Origin of the sequence: Aeromonas salmonicida subsp. salmonicida, assembly GCF_001643305.1 — a bacterium.
GTDB lineage: Bacteria > Pseudomonadota > Gammaproteobacteria > Enterobacterales > Aeromonadaceae > Aeromonas > Aeromonas salmonicida.
Map to the genome: position 1 here is coordinate 1 of NZ_LSGW01000079.1, position 17,698 is coordinate 17,698.

The 17,698-nt window shown below is 60.4% G+C and carries 14 protein-coding genes; 10 read left to right on the forward strand and 4 right to left on the reverse strand.

Annotated elements, in window-relative coordinates; genetic code table 11:
* Window positions 1-310: 310 nt before the first annotated feature.
* Both AXW79_RS14650 and AXW79_RS14655 read right to left on the reverse strand, forming a co-directional pair.
* On the reverse strand, window positions 311-1,762 hold the full coding sequence (locus AXW79_RS14650; protein ID WP_005311317.1) for a chitinase: 1,452 nt from the start codon (window positions 1,760-1,762) through the stop codon (window positions 311-313).
* Window positions 1,763-2,097: 335 nt separating this feature from the next.
* Window positions 2,098-3,327 carry a methyltransferase gene (locus AXW79_RS14655; protein ID WP_005311315.1) on the reverse strand — a complete coding sequence of 410 codons (1,230 nt, stop codon included), beginning with the start codon at window positions 3,325-3,327 and terminating at the stop codon, window positions 2,098-2,100.
* 254 nt (window positions 3,328-3,581) lie between these two features.
* Here AXW79_RS14655 and AXW79_RS14660 point away from each other — a divergent pair, with 254 nt between their 5' ends.
* A complete protein-coding gene (locus AXW79_RS14660) occupies window positions 3,582-4,160 on the forward strand; it encodes a PhnA domain-containing protein (RefSeq protein ID WP_005311314.1) in 579 nt (192 codons plus the stop codon).
* Between the two features lie 185 nt (window positions 4,161-4,345).
* Here AXW79_RS14660 and fadJ read toward each other — a convergent pair whose 3' ends face one another.
* Window positions 4,346-6,496, reverse strand: coding sequence for a fatty acid oxidation complex subunit alpha FadJ (fadJ, locus tag AXW79_RS14665; protein WP_005311311.1), 2,151 nt, complete (start codon window positions 6,494-6,496; stop codon window positions 4,346-4,348).
* A complete protein-coding gene (gene fadI, locus AXW79_RS14670; RefSeq protein ID WP_005311309.1) occupies window positions 6,496-7,806 on the reverse strand; it encodes an acetyl-CoA C-acyltransferase FadI in 1,311 nt (436 codons plus the stop codon). The genes fadJ and fadI overlap by 1 nt, the downstream gene beginning before the upstream one ends.
* 182 nt (window positions 7,807-7,988) lie before the next feature.
* Here fadI and AXW79_RS14675 point away from each other — a divergent pair, with 182 nt between their 5' ends.
* The 9 genes from AXW79_RS14675 to AXW79_RS14715 all read left to right on the forward strand — a co-directional run bounded on the left by AXW79_RS14675 (window position 7,989) and on the right by AXW79_RS14715 (window position 17,470).
* Window positions 7,989-8,939 (forward strand): AAA family ATPase, encoded by a 951-nt coding sequence (locus tag AXW79_RS14675; protein ID WP_005311307.1) that lies wholly within the window; start codon window positions 7,989-7,991, stop codon window positions 8,937-8,939.
* 7 nt (window positions 8,940-8,946) lie between these two features.
* A complete protein-coding gene (locus AXW79_RS14680; protein WP_005311305.1) occupies window positions 8,947-9,846 on the forward strand; it encodes a DUF58 domain-containing protein in 900 nt (299 codons plus the stop codon).
* Window positions 9,831-10,259, forward strand: coding sequence for a DUF4381 domain-containing protein (locus AXW79_RS14685; protein WP_011898740.1), 429 nt, complete (start codon window positions 9,831-9,833; stop codon window positions 10,257-10,259). Before AXW79_RS14680 ends, AXW79_RS14685 begins: the two co-directional genes overlap by 16 nt.
* Window positions 10,260-10,356: 97 nt before the next feature.
* On the forward strand, window positions 10,357-11,352 hold the full coding sequence (locus tag AXW79_RS14690) for a VWA domain-containing protein (protein WP_005311301.1): 996 nt from the start codon (window positions 10,357-10,359) through the stop codon (window positions 11,350-11,352).
* A 24-nt stretch (window positions 11,353-11,376) separates the two neighbouring features.
* Complete coding sequence (locus AXW79_RS14695; RefSeq protein WP_005311299.1) at window positions 11,377-12,882, forward strand: VWA domain-containing protein; 1,506 nt, start codon at window positions 11,377-11,379, stop codon at window positions 12,880-12,882.
* Window positions 12,876-14,528, forward strand: coding sequence for a BatD family protein (locus AXW79_RS14700; RefSeq protein ID WP_005311297.1), 1,653 nt, complete (start codon window positions 12,876-12,878; stop codon window positions 14,526-14,528). Before AXW79_RS14695 ends, AXW79_RS14700 begins: the two co-directional genes overlap by 7 nt.
* Window positions 14,458-15,048 (forward strand): sigma-70 family RNA polymerase sigma factor, encoded by a 591-nt coding sequence (locus tag AXW79_RS14705; protein WP_011898743.1) that lies wholly within the window; start codon window positions 14,458-14,460, stop codon window positions 15,046-15,048. Before AXW79_RS14700 ends, AXW79_RS14705 begins: the two co-directional genes overlap by 71 nt.
* Window positions 15,041-15,784 carry a DUF3379 domain-containing protein gene (locus tag AXW79_RS14710; RefSeq protein WP_005311293.1) on the forward strand — a complete coding sequence of 248 codons (744 nt, stop codon included), beginning with the start codon at window positions 15,041-15,043 and terminating at the stop codon, window positions 15,782-15,784. Before AXW79_RS14705 ends, AXW79_RS14710 begins: the two co-directional genes overlap by 8 nt.
* A gap of 408 nt (window positions 15,785-16,192) precedes the next feature.
* Window positions 16,193-17,470: an outer membrane protein transport protein gene (locus AXW79_RS14715; protein ID WP_005311291.1), complete on the forward strand. Its 1,278-nt coding sequence runs from the start codon at window positions 16,193-16,195 to the stop codon at window positions 17,468-17,470.
* The last annotated feature ends 228 nt before the right edge of the window (window positions 17,471-17,698 follow it).

Consider the following 17,698-nt stretch of genomic DNA (forward strand, 5'->3'; position numbering starts at 1 on the left):
AGGATCAGTTATTTAGAGCCCATCACCAAATAGGAAAATGGCGTCCCGCCAGACATATATTCACAACACGAAACAACCATAATATGCTGGGTATGAACAGAGGATAAATGAACAGTCCCCATCAGATGATGGTTATATCCTGATAAACAGGATATGCAAGCATGGTAATGCATCTCCCTCCCGGATGAATAAATGGCCTCTATATCATGAAAGGAGGGAGGCAATATGCCTCCCTCTTGCCGTCTGACCAGATATATAAAGGATCCCTTGTATTGATCTCGTTAGCTCCAGTGACGGAGCCGAGCCCTTATTACTTGGCCGGCACCAGCGCCCAGGGATCGCCCTTGCCGGGTTCATTACCCTGAGTCCACCATTTGGCCTGATAAACCGCACCCTTATGACTGACCTTGGCCCCCGCCGTATAAACCTTGGTGATACCCCAGGCTGCATGGCCGTCAACGGGCGGGTCAACCGGATCGATCGGTGCGGGATCGAGCTTGGCGACAATACGCACTTTCGGCCAGTTGGCATGGGAGCCGTAAAAGTTGGTCACACACTTCTCGTAGTCTCCCGGCACCAGGGCCGAATAGGCGGTCTGAAAACCCACCAGCTCACATTCGAAGGAGTAACCGCCGGGTCTGTCTGGGTAGTACTTCCAGTTGCCATCCCAGTTGGTATAAAGCACATCAGTGGCGCCGTTCAGATTCAGGCTGCCGTAGGGGGTCTGCTGCCAGCAGGTGTTCTTCTCGTCGGCCTTGACGGGGATCTGGTAATGCTCGGCCAGCCCCTCCCAATAACGGATCCGGCTGACCGGTTGCCCCTTGTCCTTGTTTTGTTCACCACACTCTATGCCACCATTGATGACGTTGATGGTGGTGCCAAAGCCATAGCCGATGCCGGCCGCTATCTCGCGCTGGGAGGGCACCCAGGTGCGGTCAATCACATGCAGCATGGCGGGCTTGGGCGCCTGGGGGGTGAGGAAAAACCAGATGGCGGATGCCAGGTTCAACCAGGAGTCGGCCACCAGCCCCGGGTTGTTGAGCAGCACAGAGGCATCGCCGTCAAACATCGCCTCGGAGAAGGCGCCGTAATTGAAGTGATAAGAGAGCTGCTTTGCGCCGCGACCGAAATAGCCCTGCCCCGTACTGCAGGGCCACTTCTTGTTCTGCCAGTCATTTTGCCCGCACCCAGTGGTGTAACCCGCCAGCCCCTCTGACCAGCCCATTTCACGCACATGCACCAGTGCCTGTTGCCACTCCTCCAGCGCCAGCGGATTATCAGAAATATTGTCTTTGCTGATATGACCACCCGTCTCCTGGGAAAAATGGGCGAAGGCGGTCACTATGGATTTTTTGCAGATGGCATCCGAATCCCGACCATCGGTATATTCACCACAAAAAGCAGGGAATTTACCTATGGCCCGCAAGAATCGTTCATAGGTATATTCCGGCGCTGCCATCTGGGTTAAATATTCCCAGTCAGACTCCGTGAACACCCGCTCGACCCGTTTGACATTATCCGGGTTGCTGGCCGCTCTTGGCGTGATGGCATCGACAATATTATTGGGCCGAGTCGCCAATGCTTTTGACCAGACTCCGTACATGGGGTTGGCTGTCTTTGCTTTTTCAACTGCCGCAAGATCCGGTGCGGCAATCACATATCCACCAGCATTTTTTGGATCGGGCTGGATATTCATGGCGGCATAGCTTGGCAATGCGCAGGCAGCAGCAACCAGCCAGGCACATTGCGTGGGTTTGAACATGGGGCACAGTCCTTGTCTCGGAAAAGTTCATCCCGAGAATAGGCCTTTTCATAACTAAATTCTCATCAAAAATTAAGAAATAAAACGGATCTGTGAGCCATTTCACTTAGTGGCCGTGGGCCATGAAAAGCATATAAAAAGAGACACTGAATGTCGGCCTGATACGTGGGCATACCACTGGGATGTCGAAACAGGATAGAGAAAGACAAGAGCGGCATGATAATCGCCCTGCCTCACCCTTTTATCCTGGCTACTAGCCATGACAATGACTTGTCTGATGATCCCCGGATTGCCCCGCTGGCAGCAGGGTAATCCGGGGCAGGCTACTCAGAGGTTCATGCGAGCGAGGATCGCACGGCTCGGATCAAAACATTGCGCGGCGTCATGGGCTTGTCGCAAAACTCGCCCACTTCCACCCGGTAGCCATGCTCTTGCAGGAAGAGCGCCCGATCGAGCACCAACCAGATCTCGAGCGGACGACGAAACAGATGGCGCACCAGCTCCATGCGGGCGACATCCCCATAACGCGCCTCCCCCATGGCCAGAAAAGCGGCAAGATCCATCCCCACAGGCAGGGCTATCCCCTTGCGCTCGGCCGCCCATTCACAAAACGCCTCGAAGCTGCCGGTGAGCAGGCTTTTTTGCATATTGGGCACCGGCAGGTATTCGTTCACCCCGCGCACCTGGCGTTGCAGGCAGTCAAAGCCGAGCCGCCATACCACCTCCTGCTCGCGCAGGCGGGAGATGCGCGCGCCGGCCGTGACTGTTTCCTGCAGCGGCAGCCGCAGATCCGCCTTGGCAAGCGCAAGCGCGCTGGCCTTGGCAGCAGCAGACAAGGGGCGATAGTGGGTGCCGCGGATCAGGTGATAGCAACAAGGGGATATGGTCACTCCCTGGGCACCACGTTCTGCCACCAGCGACAACAGATGGGTGTGCAGCTCGCCACAGGCGTGCAGCGCCATGGCGTGGTGATCCGTGACGAGCAACTGGCCGGCATCGGCCGCAAAGGCATCCGCTTGCACGAAATGCATGCGAGCCCCGTCGCGGGCCGCCAGCCGACGTCCCTCTTCACAAAGCGGGCCTTGCAGCTCCAGGCTCAGGATCTCTGCCTGGCGATGCAGGGAGACCAGCCGCCCCAGATGGCCCTTGCCTGCGCACCACTCCAGATAGGGGCCTTGATGGGGTGGCAGGCAACCGGTAAAGGCTTCTATCTGCGCCTGCTTGCGACCCGGCATGTGCAGCGCCATCTCCTTGGCGCACTGGATGGGCTCCGGGGTAAATAGCGCAAGTTCACTCAGGGTGTGCAGCGTCTCCCCCGCCGGGATCCAGGGGGCGAGCAGGTCGCACAGGGCCCCCATGTCACCATCGAGCCGATTGATCTGCTCGAGGGGCATGGCGTTGAGCAGTGCGGCCAGCGCGGGAGTCTCGTCGGCAAAAGCCAGATTCAGGTGATGATAGGGTTGATATTGCCACCAGCGCCGGGTCTCGGTCAGCAATCGATCCAGTTGTTGAAAACGTTGAGCCAGCACGCTTGCCCCTGCCTTGCAGTCAAAAAAGAGGCTCATTTTAGCGATCCCTTCCCAAAAAGCACTCGCCAATGCGGATCGGCCGCCATGAGACCGGGCTTGAGCCTGACCTGCGGTCATTAACCCTGGCCTTGCCCCGGCAGGCAACTATAAGCACAGGCGTCAACCAGGCAAACAACCCGGAGCCCGGGCGTTGGCCTGACAAAGAGAGGGGTTTTATGCTATATTCCGCCCCCTCTTTACCCTGGTTCGCTCAAGGCGGGCCATTTTACCAACATGAATGGAACCAAAACATGACCATCAATGCCATCCTGCAAGCGCGCGCAGGCGCCAAGTGTGAACTGTGCGGCGCCGAACAGGCACTGACTGCCTTCGCTGTGCCCCACTCACCGGCCAGCGATGATGATCACAGCCTTGCCCTGTGTGATACCTGCCGTGGCCAGCTGGAACAGCCGGACACCACAGTGGTCAATCACTGGCGTTGCCTGGGCGACAGCATGTGGAGCCAGGTTCCTGCCGTGCAGGTCATGGCGTGGCGTCAGCTGAAAGCCCTGTCCGGCCAAGGCGAAGTGTGGGCTCAGGACATGCTGGACATGATGTACATGGAAGACGAGACCAAGACCTGGGCCGAAGCTGGCCAGGCTGGCGACGATGACGACAGCGTACCGACTCTGGATTCCAACGGCGCCGTGCTGGTCGAAGGGGACTCTGTTACCTTGATCAAGGATCTGGACGTCAAGGGCGGCGGCTTCACCGCCAAACGCGGCACCCTGGTCAAGGGCATCCGCCTGACCAACAACCCGCTGCACATCGAAGGCAAGGTCAACGGCGTACAGATAGTGCTGGTCGCCGCCTACCTGAAAAAGGCCTGACTCCTCGGCTTGAGGATCTAGCCGATCGCAGTCACATCCCGTGCAAGCCACCCTAGCGGGATAGCAATACAAAAAGACCCCCCTCATGTCATTGAGGGGGGTCTTTTGTTATCCGGGGCAACAGGCCACCACTTTCATCCTGCTCGGGCCATTAGGCAGAGCATGGATCAGGTTTCCGGCAAGCGTTACCCGTAGAAACGCTGCTGCTCCGCAGCCATTGCCTTGAGGCGATCGCAGGGAGCAAATCGGTCGCCATAGCGTTTCTGGTAGTGCTCGAGACGCTCCACCAGATGGTCGATGCCGAGGGTGTCCATGTAACGGAACGGGCCACCGAGGAAGGGCGGGAAACCGATGCCGAAGATGGCACCAATGTCGCCATCTCGCGCCGAGGCTACCACACCGCTGTCCAGCGCCATGGCTGCTTCATTGAGCATCATCAGCACGCAGCGCTCGGCAATTTCCATCCTGGATTGCTTGGGCGCAGGCTTGACCCCGAGCACGGCGTAAACGCTCTCATCGACCTTTTTCTTGCCCTCTTTGCCGGTAAGCCGATTGCGTGGTGCAGCCTTGCCATAGAGGTAGAAACCTTTGCCGTTCTTGCGCCCCTTGCGATCGTCTTGCAGCAGCTTGTCGAACGCCTTGGGTGCCTGGAACTGCTCGCCACCCAGCTCTTTCTCGAGGATGGGGGCGATCTTGGCACCCACATCGATCCCCACCTCATCGAGCAAGGTAATGGGGCCGACCGGGAAGCCGAAGTCCAGCAGGGCACTGTCCAGTACCTCCACCGGCTCCCCTTCCAGCACAAGGCGGGCCGCCTCGTTCATGTAAGGCGCCAGGATGCGGTTGACGTAGAAACCGGCCTCGTCTTTCACCACAATCGGGGTCTTGCCCTGGGCACGGGCAAACGCCAGCGTGGTGGCCACCGTCTCGGCGCTGGTGCCGGCGTGGGGAATGATCTCGGCCAGCGGCATTTTGTCCACCGGACTGAAATAGTGCAGCCCCACGATCCGCTCCGGGTGCGCCGCTTCTGCCGCTATCTGATGGATGGGCAGGGAGGAGGTGTTGGAGGCAAACACTGTGTGTTCACCGCATTCGTGCTCTACCTCTTTCACCATCTGGTGTTTGAGAGCGAGATCTTCAAACACTGCCTCCACCACCATGTCTACCCGATGGAACCCGGAGTAATCCAGGGTGCCGGAGAGCAGGCTCATCTGTTTTTCCAGCTCGCTGCGCAGAATGTGACGGCGCTTGAGCTTCTTGGCCAGAATGTCGTAGCTGTAACGCATGGCATTGCCAATACCGGCGCTCGCCACATCCTTGATCCGCACCGGCACCCCCGCCTTGGTGGCGGTGACGAAGGCGATACCGCCCCCCATCAGGCCCCCGCCCAGCACGGCGGCATGGGCGACCTTGCGTGGCTCGGCCCCCTGATAGGTGACCTCTTTCTTCATCTCGGTAGTGGCAAAGAAGAGGGAGCGCAGGGCGGCGGATTCCGCCGTCATCACCAGCTCGCCAAAGTGGCGGGATTCAGCGGCCAGACCGGCCTGCATCCCCTCTTCCACGCCGATGCGCACCACCTCCAGGATCCGCTCAGGCGCCGGATAGTTGCCGCGGGTTTTGCTCATGACGCCTTTGCGTGCCTGATCGAACAGCACCTTGCGACCCAGCGCATTGGTCTCCAGCACCTTGCCCTGCAGATCCCGTTTCAACTGATGGCGGGGTTTGCCCTGCTTGGCCAACTTGATGGCAGCATCCAGCAGGATAGAAGGCGGCACCACATCGTCCACCAGCCCCAACTTCTTGGCCTGTTTGGCCCGCACCTGCTTGCCGGTCAGCATCAGATCCAGAGCCTTGGCCACGCCAATGAGGCGCGGCAAACGCTGGGTCCCGCCAGAGCCCGGCAGCAGGCCGAGCTGTACTTCCGGCAATCCCAGCACGGTTTTGCCGTGGTCGGTCACCACACGGCCATGGCAGGCCAGTGCCAGCTCCAGCCCGCCACCGAGGCAGGGGCCGTGAATGGCGGCGATCACCGGAATAGCCAGCGACTCGATCTCGGCGAAGATGATCTGCCCTTCGCGAGAGAGGGTCTGGGCATCTTCGGCACTGGTACAGGCCGCCAGCATGCTGATGTCGGCACCTGCGATGAAGGAGTCCTTCTTGCCGGAGACCACCACCAGCCCGATCAGCTCGCTGTTATTTTTCACCTCGGCCAGCACGGCACGGATCTCGTCCACGAAGGCGACCTTCAGGGTATTCATGCTCTCGCCCGGTACGTCCATGGTGAGGATACCGATGCCATCCTGACGTACCGTCAGGGAAAAAGTCTTCGCACTCATCATTCCACCTCCAACACCATGGCCACACCGAGCCCGCCCGCCGCACAGGCGGTATTGAGCCCCAATCCCCCACCCCGACGACGCAACTCATGAAGCGTCTGGGTGATCATGCGCGCACCGGTCGCGGCAAAAGGGTGACCATAGGCCAGGGAGCCACCGAGGACGTTGAACTTGTCCATGTCCACTTCACCGATGGCTTGGCTGCGCCCCAACTTGTCACGGGCAAACTCGGCGCTCGCAAACATCTTGAGGTTGGCCAGGGTCTGGGCGGCAAAGGCTTCGTGCATGTCGATCAGGGTCAGATCCGCGAGTGTGATGCCAGCGCGCTCCAGCGCCAGCGGCGTCGCATAGGAGGGGCCCATCAGCATGTCTTGCCATACGTCGATGGCGGAAAACGCGAAGCTGCGAATATAGCCGAGTGGTTCCAGCCCCAGCTCTTTTGCTCGCCCTTCCCGCATCAACAGCACGGCGGCGGCACCGTCGGTAAGCGGGGTGGCGTTGGCCGCAGTGACTGTGCCATGCACCCGGTCAAACACGGGTTTGAGCTTGGCGTAGCTCGCCAAATCCGAGCTCTCGCGGATGTTGTTGTCCCGCTCCAGCGGCGACTTGTAGGGGGGCACGTGGGCGGTGAACACCTCGCCGCTCAGCTTGCCATCGGCCCAGGCTTGCGCCGCCAGGGTGTGGGAGCGATGGGCCAGCGCATCTTGCGCCTCGCGGCTGATCTGGTGGCTCTTGGCCATCTGCTCGGCGGTCTGTCCCATGGAGAGGCCGGTGGAGTATTCAGCCACGGCAGGGGGAACCGGCATCAGGTCCTTGAGTCGCAGTGCACGCAGAATATTGAAGCGCTGCTGCAGATTGCGCGCCTTGTTGAGATCCACCAGGGCGCGGGCCAGCTTCTTGCTGACCCCGATGGGCAGCACGGAAGAAGAGTCGGCACCACCGGCAATGGCGATGTCGACCGTGCCGGCCATGATGGATTCAGTGACGTTGGCCACTGCCTGGAAACTGGTGGCGCAGGCACGGGACACGCTATAGGCATCCGTGGTGACACTCATGCCGGTACCGAGCACGATTTCGCGGGCTATGTTGGGCGCTTCCGGCATCTGCACCACCTGACCGAACACCAGCTGGTCGATAAGCTTGGGATCGAGGCTGGTACGGGCGAGCAGTTCACTCACCACCAGCTTGCCAAGATCCACCGCAGGCACGCCGTGAAAGGCGGTGGCCTGTTTGGCAAAAGGGGTTCGCAGACCCGCCACGACGGCAATCCGTTCGCCCTGGCGAGTCGTCAGTTTCAATGGCTGTTTCATCCTGGCTCCTTGGGTTAAAAGGCAGAGGTCTGACCTCATTGGGCCACATCTTAACAATCCACTCACAAATTTCATACGGCTGATTGAAACTAAATTGCCGTCATCTTGGCCCCCTCCCTCGCCCTCTTGGAACAACTGGAGTATAAAAAGAACAACGTCCATAAAAACAACGGGTTCATCCCATGGCAGCGGCCGAGTTCAGACAACTGAGAGACTATCTGGCAAGCCAGATCCTGGGACAGGGCGCCCTCATCGAGGGGCTGCTGATCGCCCTGCTATGTGAAGGACATGTGTTAATCGAGGGGGCGCCCGGTCTTGCCAAAACCCGCGCCGTCAAGGCGCTGGCCAGTGCGGTGGAGGGGCGCTTCGCCCGTATCCAGTTTACCCCCGATCTGCTGCCTGCCGATCTCACCGGCAGCGAGGTGTTTCACCCGCAAGATGCCAGCTTCGTGTTCCAGCCCGGCCCCCTGTTCAATCACCTGGTGCTGGCCGATGAAATCAACCGGGCTCCCGCCAAGGTGCAATCCGCGTTGCTGGAGGCGATGGCCGAGCACCAGATAACGGTAGGCAAGAAGAGCTGGCGCCTGCCGCCGCTGTTCATGGTCGCAGCGACCCAGAACCCCATCGAACAGGAGGGGACCTATCCGTTGCCGGAGGCCCAGCTCGACCGCTTCTTGCTTAAATTGATGGTGGATTACCCGAGCCCCGCCATGGAGCTCGCCATCTTGCAGCTCAACGCCCGGGGCGAGCAACTAGCCCCCCCGCCAGTGACCCTGAGTCAGGCCGATCTACTGGCAGCCCGCACCGGCGTTCAAGAGGTACTGATGCAGGTGCGGCTCGAGCACTATCTGGTGCAACTGGTGTGCGCCACCCGCCCGGGTAGCGGCCTGTGCCCCGAGCTTGAACCCTTCATCGCCGTCGGTGCCAGCCCCAGGGCCAGCATAGGCCTGGCCCGCGCCGCCCGCGCCCAGGCCTGGCTCGCCGGACGGGATTTCGTGCTGCCGGAGGACATACAGCAACTGGCCCCCGCCATACTGCGCCACCGTCTTATTCCCAGTTATCAGGCACTGGCCGACAATCTTGATAACGACACCCTGATAGCCCGGCTACTGGACGCGATACCATGCCCCTAGCAACCCCATGCCCATGACCAGACCTGACGAGCCCCGCGCACACCCCGATATTGCCCTCACCCTGGCCCAGTTGCTGGCCATCAGGCTGTGGGCGAGACAGGGGCCGAGGGCTCGCGTCCAACCGGCCCAGCAGGGCAGACTTGGCCGCATGCCGGGGCTCACCTTTCGCGAGCTGCGCGCCTATCAGGCGGGGGATGAGGTGCGTCACATCGACTGGCGGGTCACAGCCCGGCTCGGTCGCCCCTACACCCGACTCTACAGCGAGGAGCAAGATCAGGCCCACTGGCTGCTGATTGATCTCTCACCTGCCATGTACTTTGGCTCACGAATACAACTCAAGGCCCGGCTGGGATGTGAGCTGGCCGCAGCCCTGCTGTGGCAGGGAGAGAAACAGGCCAACACCCTGATCTGCCACGGCGCCGAGCTTCATATCCACCCCCAGCGGGGCTCTCTGGTGCCCTTGCTGGAAGCGCTTTGCCATCACTATGACGAGGGGCTGGATCGCACGCCGTTGCAATCCCAATCCCTGGCCCGGACGCTGGCGCGACTCAGCCTGCCTCACGGCGCCAGATTGACACTGATCACCGACCACCAGCCCTGCGATGAGTCGCTCAGCCAGCAGTTGCAACTGCTCGGGCGGCGCCACGACATCCACTGCTGGCAGATCCGGGATCCGCTGGAGGCGAGCCTGCCAAGCCAGGGACGGCTGGCCGTGCAGGCAGGCAGACAGAACGGCTGGCTCGATGCCACTGAGCCTGGCTTTGCTCATCGCTACCAGCTGGCTGCCGAACGTCTGGCCCGCCAGTGCCACCAGCAATTACTGCCGCTGGTACAACGCCTCTACCGGCTCGACAACGGCCAGTCGCTGCAACAGCAGTGGCAGGAGGGCGCATGTCGTCTGTTTTAAGCATGTTGCTCGCTAGCGCATCCACTGCCGTGGCCACAATCTCGCCCCTCTCTCCTCTGGCGGCGCAACTGCGTGACATACACCCGGGCCCCATGCTGGTCGCAGCATCAGATCCCCGTATTCAGGGCTGGTGGGGGCTGCTGATCACGCTTCTAATTGCCGTGCTGATCGGCATGACGCTGATAAACCTTGGACGCTATCGCCGCTGGCAGCGACAAATTGACTGGGAGGCGCCGGATCTGGTGCCCCGATTGCAAACCGTGCTGCGCGAGGCAGCCCTGCGCCGCTGGCCCGAGGTGCGTACCTTGAAAGGGGATGCCTGGCTCGCGTTTCTGGACAGCAAAGGGGGCTGCTGCTTCTGTGAATTTGCCCAAACGCCAGGCAACTCAAGTCACTGCACTGCGCCTACCTGAGTTGGGGGCGAGCCTGCATCTGGCTGCCATCCGGGATGGCCGCATTGCTCAGCCGCTGGCAACAGGGCCGCAGACACCTGCGTGACCGGAGGCCATCATGATCCTCGCCTGGCCCTGGTTTGCGCTGGCGTTGGTGCTGCCATTGCTGGTGCGCTTCGGCCTGCCGCCGCTCTCTGCTGACAAACAAAACCGAACCCTGCTGTTGCACGACGGCTTTCCCCTGCTGCGGCCCCATGCCGGCCAGCCACTCTGGCGGATGACGCTGTGCTGGTGCGCCCTGGTGCTGGCCCTGTGCCGTCCTCAATGGCAGGAGCCCCCCCTGGTCACTTACCAGAGCAGCCGGGATCTCATTTTGGCGGTAGACCTTTCCGACAGCATGCGCACCCAGGACATGCTGGATGAGGGGGAGCAGCGGGACAGGCTCAGCGCTGTGCGCCAGCAGATAAGCCGACTGATCGAAACCCGCCCCGGCGATCGCATCGCCCTCGTTGTCTTCGCCGATCACGCTTACCTGCTCTCCCCCCTGACCCAGGAGACCAAGGCCCTGCTGACCTTGACCCGTGAGCTCGATTTTGATCTGGTTGGCCGCACCACTGCGCTGGGAGAAGCCATACTGCTGGCTCGCCAGCATGCAGATCCCAAACGCCCCACTGCCCTGCTGCTGGTCACAGATGGCCGCAACACAGCGGGCAGCGCCGATCCCCTGAGTGAGGCCCGGCGGGCTGCCGCCAGCGGCATGACCCTCTACACCCTGGGGGTGGGTGCCGACCCCGATACCTTCGTCGAAGCGCTGCAACCGGCACAAAGCGACCCTAGCGCAGAGCTGGACGAGGCCCTGCTGCAACAGCTGGCCAAGGTGGGTCAGGGCCGCTATTTCCGTGCCAGGACCCAGGGCGATCTCGATGCCATCAACCAGACCCTGGATACCCTGGAGCCTGCCGCTACGGCCCGGACCCGCTATCTGCCGAACCGGGAGCTCTATCCCTGGCCCCTGGCACTCGCCTGGCTGTTGCTGATGTGGCCTGACCGTCTGCACTGGCCCCGCCTGCTGCGCTTGCGCCCCCAACTGCAACGGGGAGACGCCCATGATTGATCGCCATGGCCCCGGATGGCTATCATGGAGCTGATACTGCTACGCCCGCTCTGGCTGCTGGCCCTCTTGCCCTGGTTGTGGCAGGGCTGGCGTCGTCGCAAACAGGCTCCTCTGCTCGCCCCCGCCATGCAGGCCTACCTGCTGCCGGGACACCACCACCCCCATCCCTGGCTCTGGCTGGCCTGTCTGCCCGTCATACTGGCTTTGAGTGGCCCCGCCCTGCGCCAGCAGAGCCAGTCCATTGCATCCCCCGCCCTCGACATCTGGTTGCTGGATCTATCCCGCTCCATGCTGGCCACCGATCTGCTGCCGGACCGGGCAACCCGGGTGCGCCTGCTGCTGCAAGATATGCTGGCCGAGGCCCTCCCGAACAAAGAGGGGCGCCCCATCGCCCTTATTCTGTTTGCCGGTGATGCCTACCTCGCCATGCCTGCCACCCGGGATCATCAGGCCATAGCGCTGCTGTTGCCCGACCTGCGTCCGGCCATCATGCCCAAACAGGGGAGCGCCCCCGAGCGCGCCGTGGCGCTGGCCCTCAGCCAGATCGCCCCAGGCCAGCGTGCACGACTGCTGCTGATCAGCGACGGCCTCTCGGCAAGACAGGCTGACCGGATCCGCGCACTCTGGCCCTGCCAGGGCGAGCTGTTTTGCCATGAAGGTGCAGCGCCACGCCTGGATATATTGCTCGCCAGCGGCGGCAAAGCCAGCCGGTTGCCCCCCGTCTCCGGCGAAGTGCAGGGCTTTGGTGCAGCGCTCGGCCGCGAGCTGCCAGCCCCCGATGTGACGATCATGCAACAGCTTGTCCGCGAGCTGGGTGGCCAGTTGCAGTGGTTGCAGGCGGGGCTTCCACGCTTTGCCCCGCTCCCCATGACCCAGACATTGACGGCCAATCAGTCGCAGGATCTCGGCCCCTGGTTGCTGCTGCCCCTGCTGCCATTGGCTCTGCTGGCCCGCGTCGGCACACTCTGGCTGCTGTTGCTGGGGACCGGATTCGGGATCCTCAACCCGCAGCCCTTGCAGGCCGCTCCCACCTCATCTTTATCAGTACAGGAGAGCCAAGCTTGGCAAGCCTATCAGCAGGGACGCTATCTGGCTGCGGCACGCGACTTCAAAGATCCGCTCTGGCGTGGTAATGCCTGGTACAGAGCCGGCGACTATGCCCAGGCCGCCGCCGCCTATGCGAGTGCAACCAGTGCCACTGCTCACTACAACCGGGGCAACGCACTGGTGCAACTCGGTAACCTTGTCGCTGCCGAGCAAGCCTATCTGGCTGCGTTGGCGAAGGAGCCCAATCACGAGGATGCACGCTACAACCTTGCGCTGCTGCGGGCTCAGCCACCGCAAGCGACCCCACAGGCGCAGGATCCCGACCCCATAGACGCTCCCGAGCAAGCGGCCTCGCCAGACAGCCAGCTCCCCCCCTCGCCACCAGTGTTGCTGCTGGAGCAGCGGCTGCGCAAAGAGGCTCAGCGCCGTCAGTTGCTCAAGACAGAATGGGGCCAGGAGTACAAAGGAGAAGAGCCTTGGTAAAGAGCGCGCCTCTTATTCGCTTCTTGCTCCCTTGCTGGCTGCTGCTCTGGCTGTTTGCACACCCAGTGCTGGCAGCGCCGCCACGGACCGAGCTGCTGCCGGGTGCCGACAGCCGCGACTGGTTGCTTATCATAGAAGCGGACGGGGAGCGTCAGAGCAACGAGCTCATCATCACCCCCCTGCTGCGCCAGTTCGCGGTGGGCAAGGTGACCATCAGCCGGGTCACAACGCCGGTCCACAGCCTGACCCGCTGGCAGATCCCGCTGCATACCCTGGATGACGGTCCCCATATTGTTCCCGCACTGTCACTGGGATCGGAACAGACACCTGAGGTACCGTTGCCACAACGCAGCCAGACCGGGACTCTTGTATCCGCACCCAGCCAAGCAGCCCTCTCTCCCATCGAATTGCAGGCCAGGGTGCTGCATCAGGGGCCCCTCTATCCCGGTCAGCCCTTCATCTATGAGCTCAGCCTCTGGTTGCCAGCCAACATGGAGGCCCCCAATCTCACCGAACCCGACAGTGACGCTTTTACCATACGTCGACTCGGGGATGATCAATGGCAAGCCCCGGCAGGACCGGGATTGCCGGGTAGGCTGACCCGCAGCTGGCTGTTGCAGGCCCGAGCCCCCGGACTTCACCCACTGGCCTCGCCGCGTTTTCAGGGCCGTTTGCCGCAGGATAACGGCACCAGCGACCCCCTCTCGGCCAGAGCCGCTACCCTGTTTGTGAAGATTGACAAGGCGCCGGTGCAACCCGTGGCAAGCCAACTGACCCTGAGTCAGCAGCTGAGTCCGGCTTCGGGCGCCAAGGCCGGTGAGCCGGTGATCCGCACGCTGACGCTGATAATGGAAGGGGGTGATGGCACGCGAGCCTTGTCCCAACTGGCGGGGATCTCTGCGAATATGCCTGCTGGCATGCAGGCAAAACCGGACGGAGAGCAACAACAGGAGCGTTTTCTGGCCAAAGGGGCGCTGCGTTTCGAGCGCCAGTGGCGTCAGGCCCTCACTGCCACCGAGCCTGGCGACTATCTGTTGCCAGCCATAGAAGTGCCCTGGTTCAACACTCAAAACGGGCGCATCGAACATGCTCGGCTACCTGCCATATCGGTGCACATGGATGAGACCACGCCTGCAGAGCGCGGACCTGTTGGCCCCAGTGATGAGAGCCTCTACTGGGTTATCTGGGCTCTGCTGCTGCGCGCACTCTGGCAAGGGTGGCCACGTTGGCACGCCTTCTACCGCTTGCAACAAACACTGCAGCGCGCAGATGCAAACCATGCCAGACAGGCTCTGCTAAAGTGGGCCGGTCTGCGCTGGCACCGGCGTCATGCCCACCTCACCACCCTGCCCTGTCGCCAGGATCCCCACCTGGCAGCCAGACTTGCCGCGCTGGAACGGGCCTGTTTCACCGCCCATGGGACTTCACTTGACAACCTGGCTTGTTGGCAAGGGCTCGCCGGCCCGCTGTGCGCGTACGAGACATTTGCGATAGCCTATGGCCTCAGGCAGCTGGCAGCTGGCACGACGAGGCCACTGATCCCTCAGGATCCCCCATTTAAAAGGAAGCCCAGCGATGGCGTTAGGTTTTTTCAGAAAAAAAGGTGCCACGGTCGGAAAGGATCCAACGGCTTCTCCGGTCTATGAAGGCATGGCAGACAAACAAACCAAATACGAGGCTCTGGTGCATGCCCTGCACGGGGACATCTACCGCTACGCCTACTGGCTGTGCCGGGATCCCCAGGTGGCGGAAGATCTGGTGCAAGAGACCTTCCTGCGCGCCTGGAAGGCCATTGATACTCTGGTCGATGACAAAGCCGCCAAGGCCTGGCTCATCACCATATTGCGGCGGGAAAATGCCCGTCGTTTCGAGCGCAGGCAATTTGATCTCATCGATCTCGACGAGCATCCCCAGAGCGATCCGGATGCCTTGCACAGCGAGCAGGAGATGGAGCACGAATGGCTTAGACGCCATATCGCCCGTCTGCCCGCCGAATATCAGGAACCCTTGCTGCTGCAGGTGCTGGGGGGATTCAGCGGCGACGAGATAGCGACGCAGCTGGGGTTGAACAAAAATACCGTCATGACTCGCCTGTTTCGGGCCCGCAACCAGATCAAAGAGGCCATGGAGTCAAAGACACAACAAAGAGGACATACCCATGGATGAGCTGGAATTTCGCCGTCGAGCCATCACCCATCCACTGGAACAGACTCCCGAGTTTCTCGAAGCGGCGCAGGCTTCCCCTACCAATCGCAAGCACATGGACGACATGAAGCAGCTGGATCGTCACCTGCATCAGGCCATGGAGGTCGAGGTGCCGGCAGGGTTGGCCGAGCGTATTTTGCTCAGGCAGGCGCTGGAGGCAGAGCCAGAAACGGTTGTCCCGCTGCCATCTCGCCCACGCACCAGCTGGCGTATGCTGGCCATAGCCGCGTCGGTCGCCTTCCTGCTTGGCATGAGTACCCGCTGGTTAAGCTGGCCACTGACAACACCGGGAGAGCTTTCCCTCGGTCAGGTCGCCATGGCTCACGTCTATGGGGAGGAGCCCTTCATCAAGGATGTGGATGAGAAGGTAAGCCTGCGTACCATCAACGCCAAGATGGAAAAATATGGCGCCACCCTGATGGGCATGGACGGCATGAAAGTAACCTATGTCAATCACTGTGCTTTCTACCAGGGGCCGGCGCTGCACATGGTGATCCAGGGCAAGATGGGGCCTGTCACCCTGTTTCTGGTACCCAAGCATGTGCCACTGACCCTTGAGCCTAACTTCGATGATGGCCAGCTCAAGGGAGAGATAGTGCCGCTCAAGGGAGCCAACATGGTGTTGATCGGGGATATGCAGGAGTCACTGAACCCGGTGGCGCAGGAACTGGCGTCCCGTTTGCACTGGTCGATTTAACCGGGTTTAACGCGATCCCGACTCAGGCGGCGTCGTGTCCGTTATACGAGCAGACAATCCGGTTGTCTGCTTGTTCTTCTCCTTTAACGCCACAATCCTCACCCATTAGCGCCCAATCACCACAAATAGCCAAAATTATTTTTGTGATGCAGATCAGCATCAACGTTCAATTTTTACTCAATAACTGGCAAAAGAGACTGTTTAAATGCCAAGTTAAAACAAATGATTAACACAATAGACACTTTTATGTATTCTGCTGTCACTGGTCTGATTTCTTACCTCCTACCAGATCCATAGAATCACGCCAGAATTGAATGGGAAGAAGCTGAAATAACAACAGATCTTGTCGTATACGGTGGCAAAAAAGCCCTGATGCTGACAGAAAATCTGCCTACAAGAGAGAACACTATGACAACTGCCTTTTTCAAAAAAAGCCTGATCGCGGCCGCCGTTACTCTGGCCAGTACCCAAACCTTCGCTGCCGCGTTCCAATTGAACGAACACTCGGCCTCCGGTCTGGGTCGTACGTATGCAGGGGAAGCCGCCATTGCCGACAACGCCTCCGTGTTGTCACGCAACCCGGCAGCCATGACCCGTTTTGACAAGATGGCACTCTCCGTTTCCGGTACTTATATCAAGCCCGACGTAGACGTGTCAGGTGAGCTCTATACTGGCCCAACAAAGAGACCCGCCAGCGAGAGCGATATCGCCCCCGACGCCTTCGTACCGGCCAGCTACTTTATCCAGCCGCTGAACGATCAGTGGGCTTGGGGCATCGGCATGTTCTCCAACTATGGTCTGGCGACCGAGTACTCCAAGAACTTCGCAGCCGGTGCCGGTGCCGGTGATACCGAGCTGCTGACCTTCAACATCAACCCGAATATCGCCTATCGCATCAACTCAAACTTCAGCGTCGGTGCCGGCATCAACGCTGTCTACGCCAAGGCTGAGCTAAACCGCTATGCCGGTGCTCTCGCAATCAGTCCCCCTCTTAATAGCGACACCGCAATCGCGCACCTAAAGGGCGATACATGGGGCTTTGGCTGGAACGTCGGCACCCTGTACGAAGTAAACGAGGATCATCGTTTCGCTCTTACCTATCGCTCCCAGGTGGATTTGAGCTTTGACGGCGACTTCAAGGGTAGTACCTCTAATTTCCAAACCGTCGATGGCAACCTGAAACTGGATCTGCCGGCCCAGGCCGAGTTCGCCGGTTACCACCGCCTGAATCAGCAGTTCGCCGTGCACTACTCCGTCAACTGGACTGACTGGAGCGCCTTCCAGGAGCTGAAAGCAACGAGTTCAGGATGTAATATGCCCGGTCAACCGGGTGTATGCCTCAATAAACCTGAGAAGTTTAAGGACTCCACCCGCTACGCATTGGGCGGCACCTGGTACATCAGCCCGTCCTGGGAAGCTCGTATCGGTTTCGCCTATGACAACAGCCCCATCGAGCCAGAATATCGCAGCCTGAGCATTCCGGACTCCGACCGCGTCTGGTATAGCGCTGGTGCCACCTACAACATCGACAAGGACATGAGTGTCGATTTCGGCATGGCCTATCTGGATGGCAAAGAAGTGGACGTGAACGAAGGCCTGCGGAGCCACGACGATGTACTCCGTTGGAAAGGCACCTCTCACGGTAATGCCTTTCTGGCCTCCGCTCAGTTCAACATGAAATTCTGATTATCTGCAGAACCAAAAGAGCGCCTACGGGCGCTCTTTTTTTATTCAATATCCTGTTTTCAGCGTACAGCTGTAGCAAACACCTGTTCACATTTCCTTTTTTATCAAGCCATTAGCCCCCTACTTCTCAGCATTTAATCTTGTTTTACACCCCACAGGGCTGAGCCCGTTGCCTTGCTGGTCATACCATATAAAATCCTGCACCCGACCATAAGACCGATTGAACCC

Bases quoted from the DNA above. Each gene is read 5' to 3' on its own strand.
- AXW79_RS14650 (WP_005311317.1), bottom strand. From the start codon at position 1,762: ATGTTCAAACCCACGCAATGTGCCTGGCTGGTTGCTGCTGCCTGCGCA.
- AXW79_RS14655 (WP_005311315.1), bottom strand. From the start codon at position 3,327: ATGAGCCTCTTTTTTGACTGCAAGGCAGGGGCAAGCGTGCTGGCTCAA.
- AXW79_RS14660 (WP_005311314.1), top strand. From the start codon at position 3,582: ATGACCATCAATGCCATCCTGCAAGCGCGCGCAGGCGCCAAGTGTGAA.
- fadJ (WP_005311311.1), bottom strand. From the start codon at position 6,496: ATGAGTGCGAAGACTTTTTCCCTGACGGTACGTCAGGATGGCATCGGT.
- fadI (WP_005311309.1), bottom strand. From the start codon at position 7,806: ATGAAACAGCCATTGAAACTGACGACTCGCCAGGGCGAACGGATTGCC.
- AXW79_RS14675 (WP_005311307.1), top strand. From the start codon at position 7,989: ATGGCAGCGGCCGAGTTCAGACAACTGAGAGACTATCTGGCAAGCCAG.
- AXW79_RS14680 (WP_005311305.1), top strand. From the start codon at position 8,947: ATGCCCATGACCAGACCTGACGAGCCCCGCGCACACCCCGATATTGCC.
- AXW79_RS14685 (WP_011898740.1), top strand. From the start codon at position 9,831: ATGTCGTCTGTTTTAAGCATGTTGCTCGCTAGCGCATCCACTGCCGTG.
- AXW79_RS14690 (WP_005311301.1), top strand. From the start codon at position 10,357: ATGATCCTCGCCTGGCCCTGGTTTGCGCTGGCGTTGGTGCTGCCATTG.
- AXW79_RS14695 (WP_005311299.1), top strand. From the start codon at position 11,377: ATGGAGCTGATACTGCTACGCCCGCTCTGGCTGCTGGCCCTCTTGCCC.
- AXW79_RS14705 (WP_011898743.1), top strand. From the start codon at position 14,458: ATGGCGTTAGGTTTTTTCAGAAAAAAAGGTGCCACGGTCGGAAAGGAT.
- AXW79_RS14710 (WP_005311293.1), top strand. From the start codon at position 15,041: ATGGATGAGCTGGAATTTCGCCGTCGAGCCATCACCCATCCACTGGAA.
- AXW79_RS14715 (WP_005311291.1), top strand. From the start codon at position 16,193: ATGACAACTGCCTTTTTCAAAAAAAGCCTGATCGCGGCCGCCGTTACT.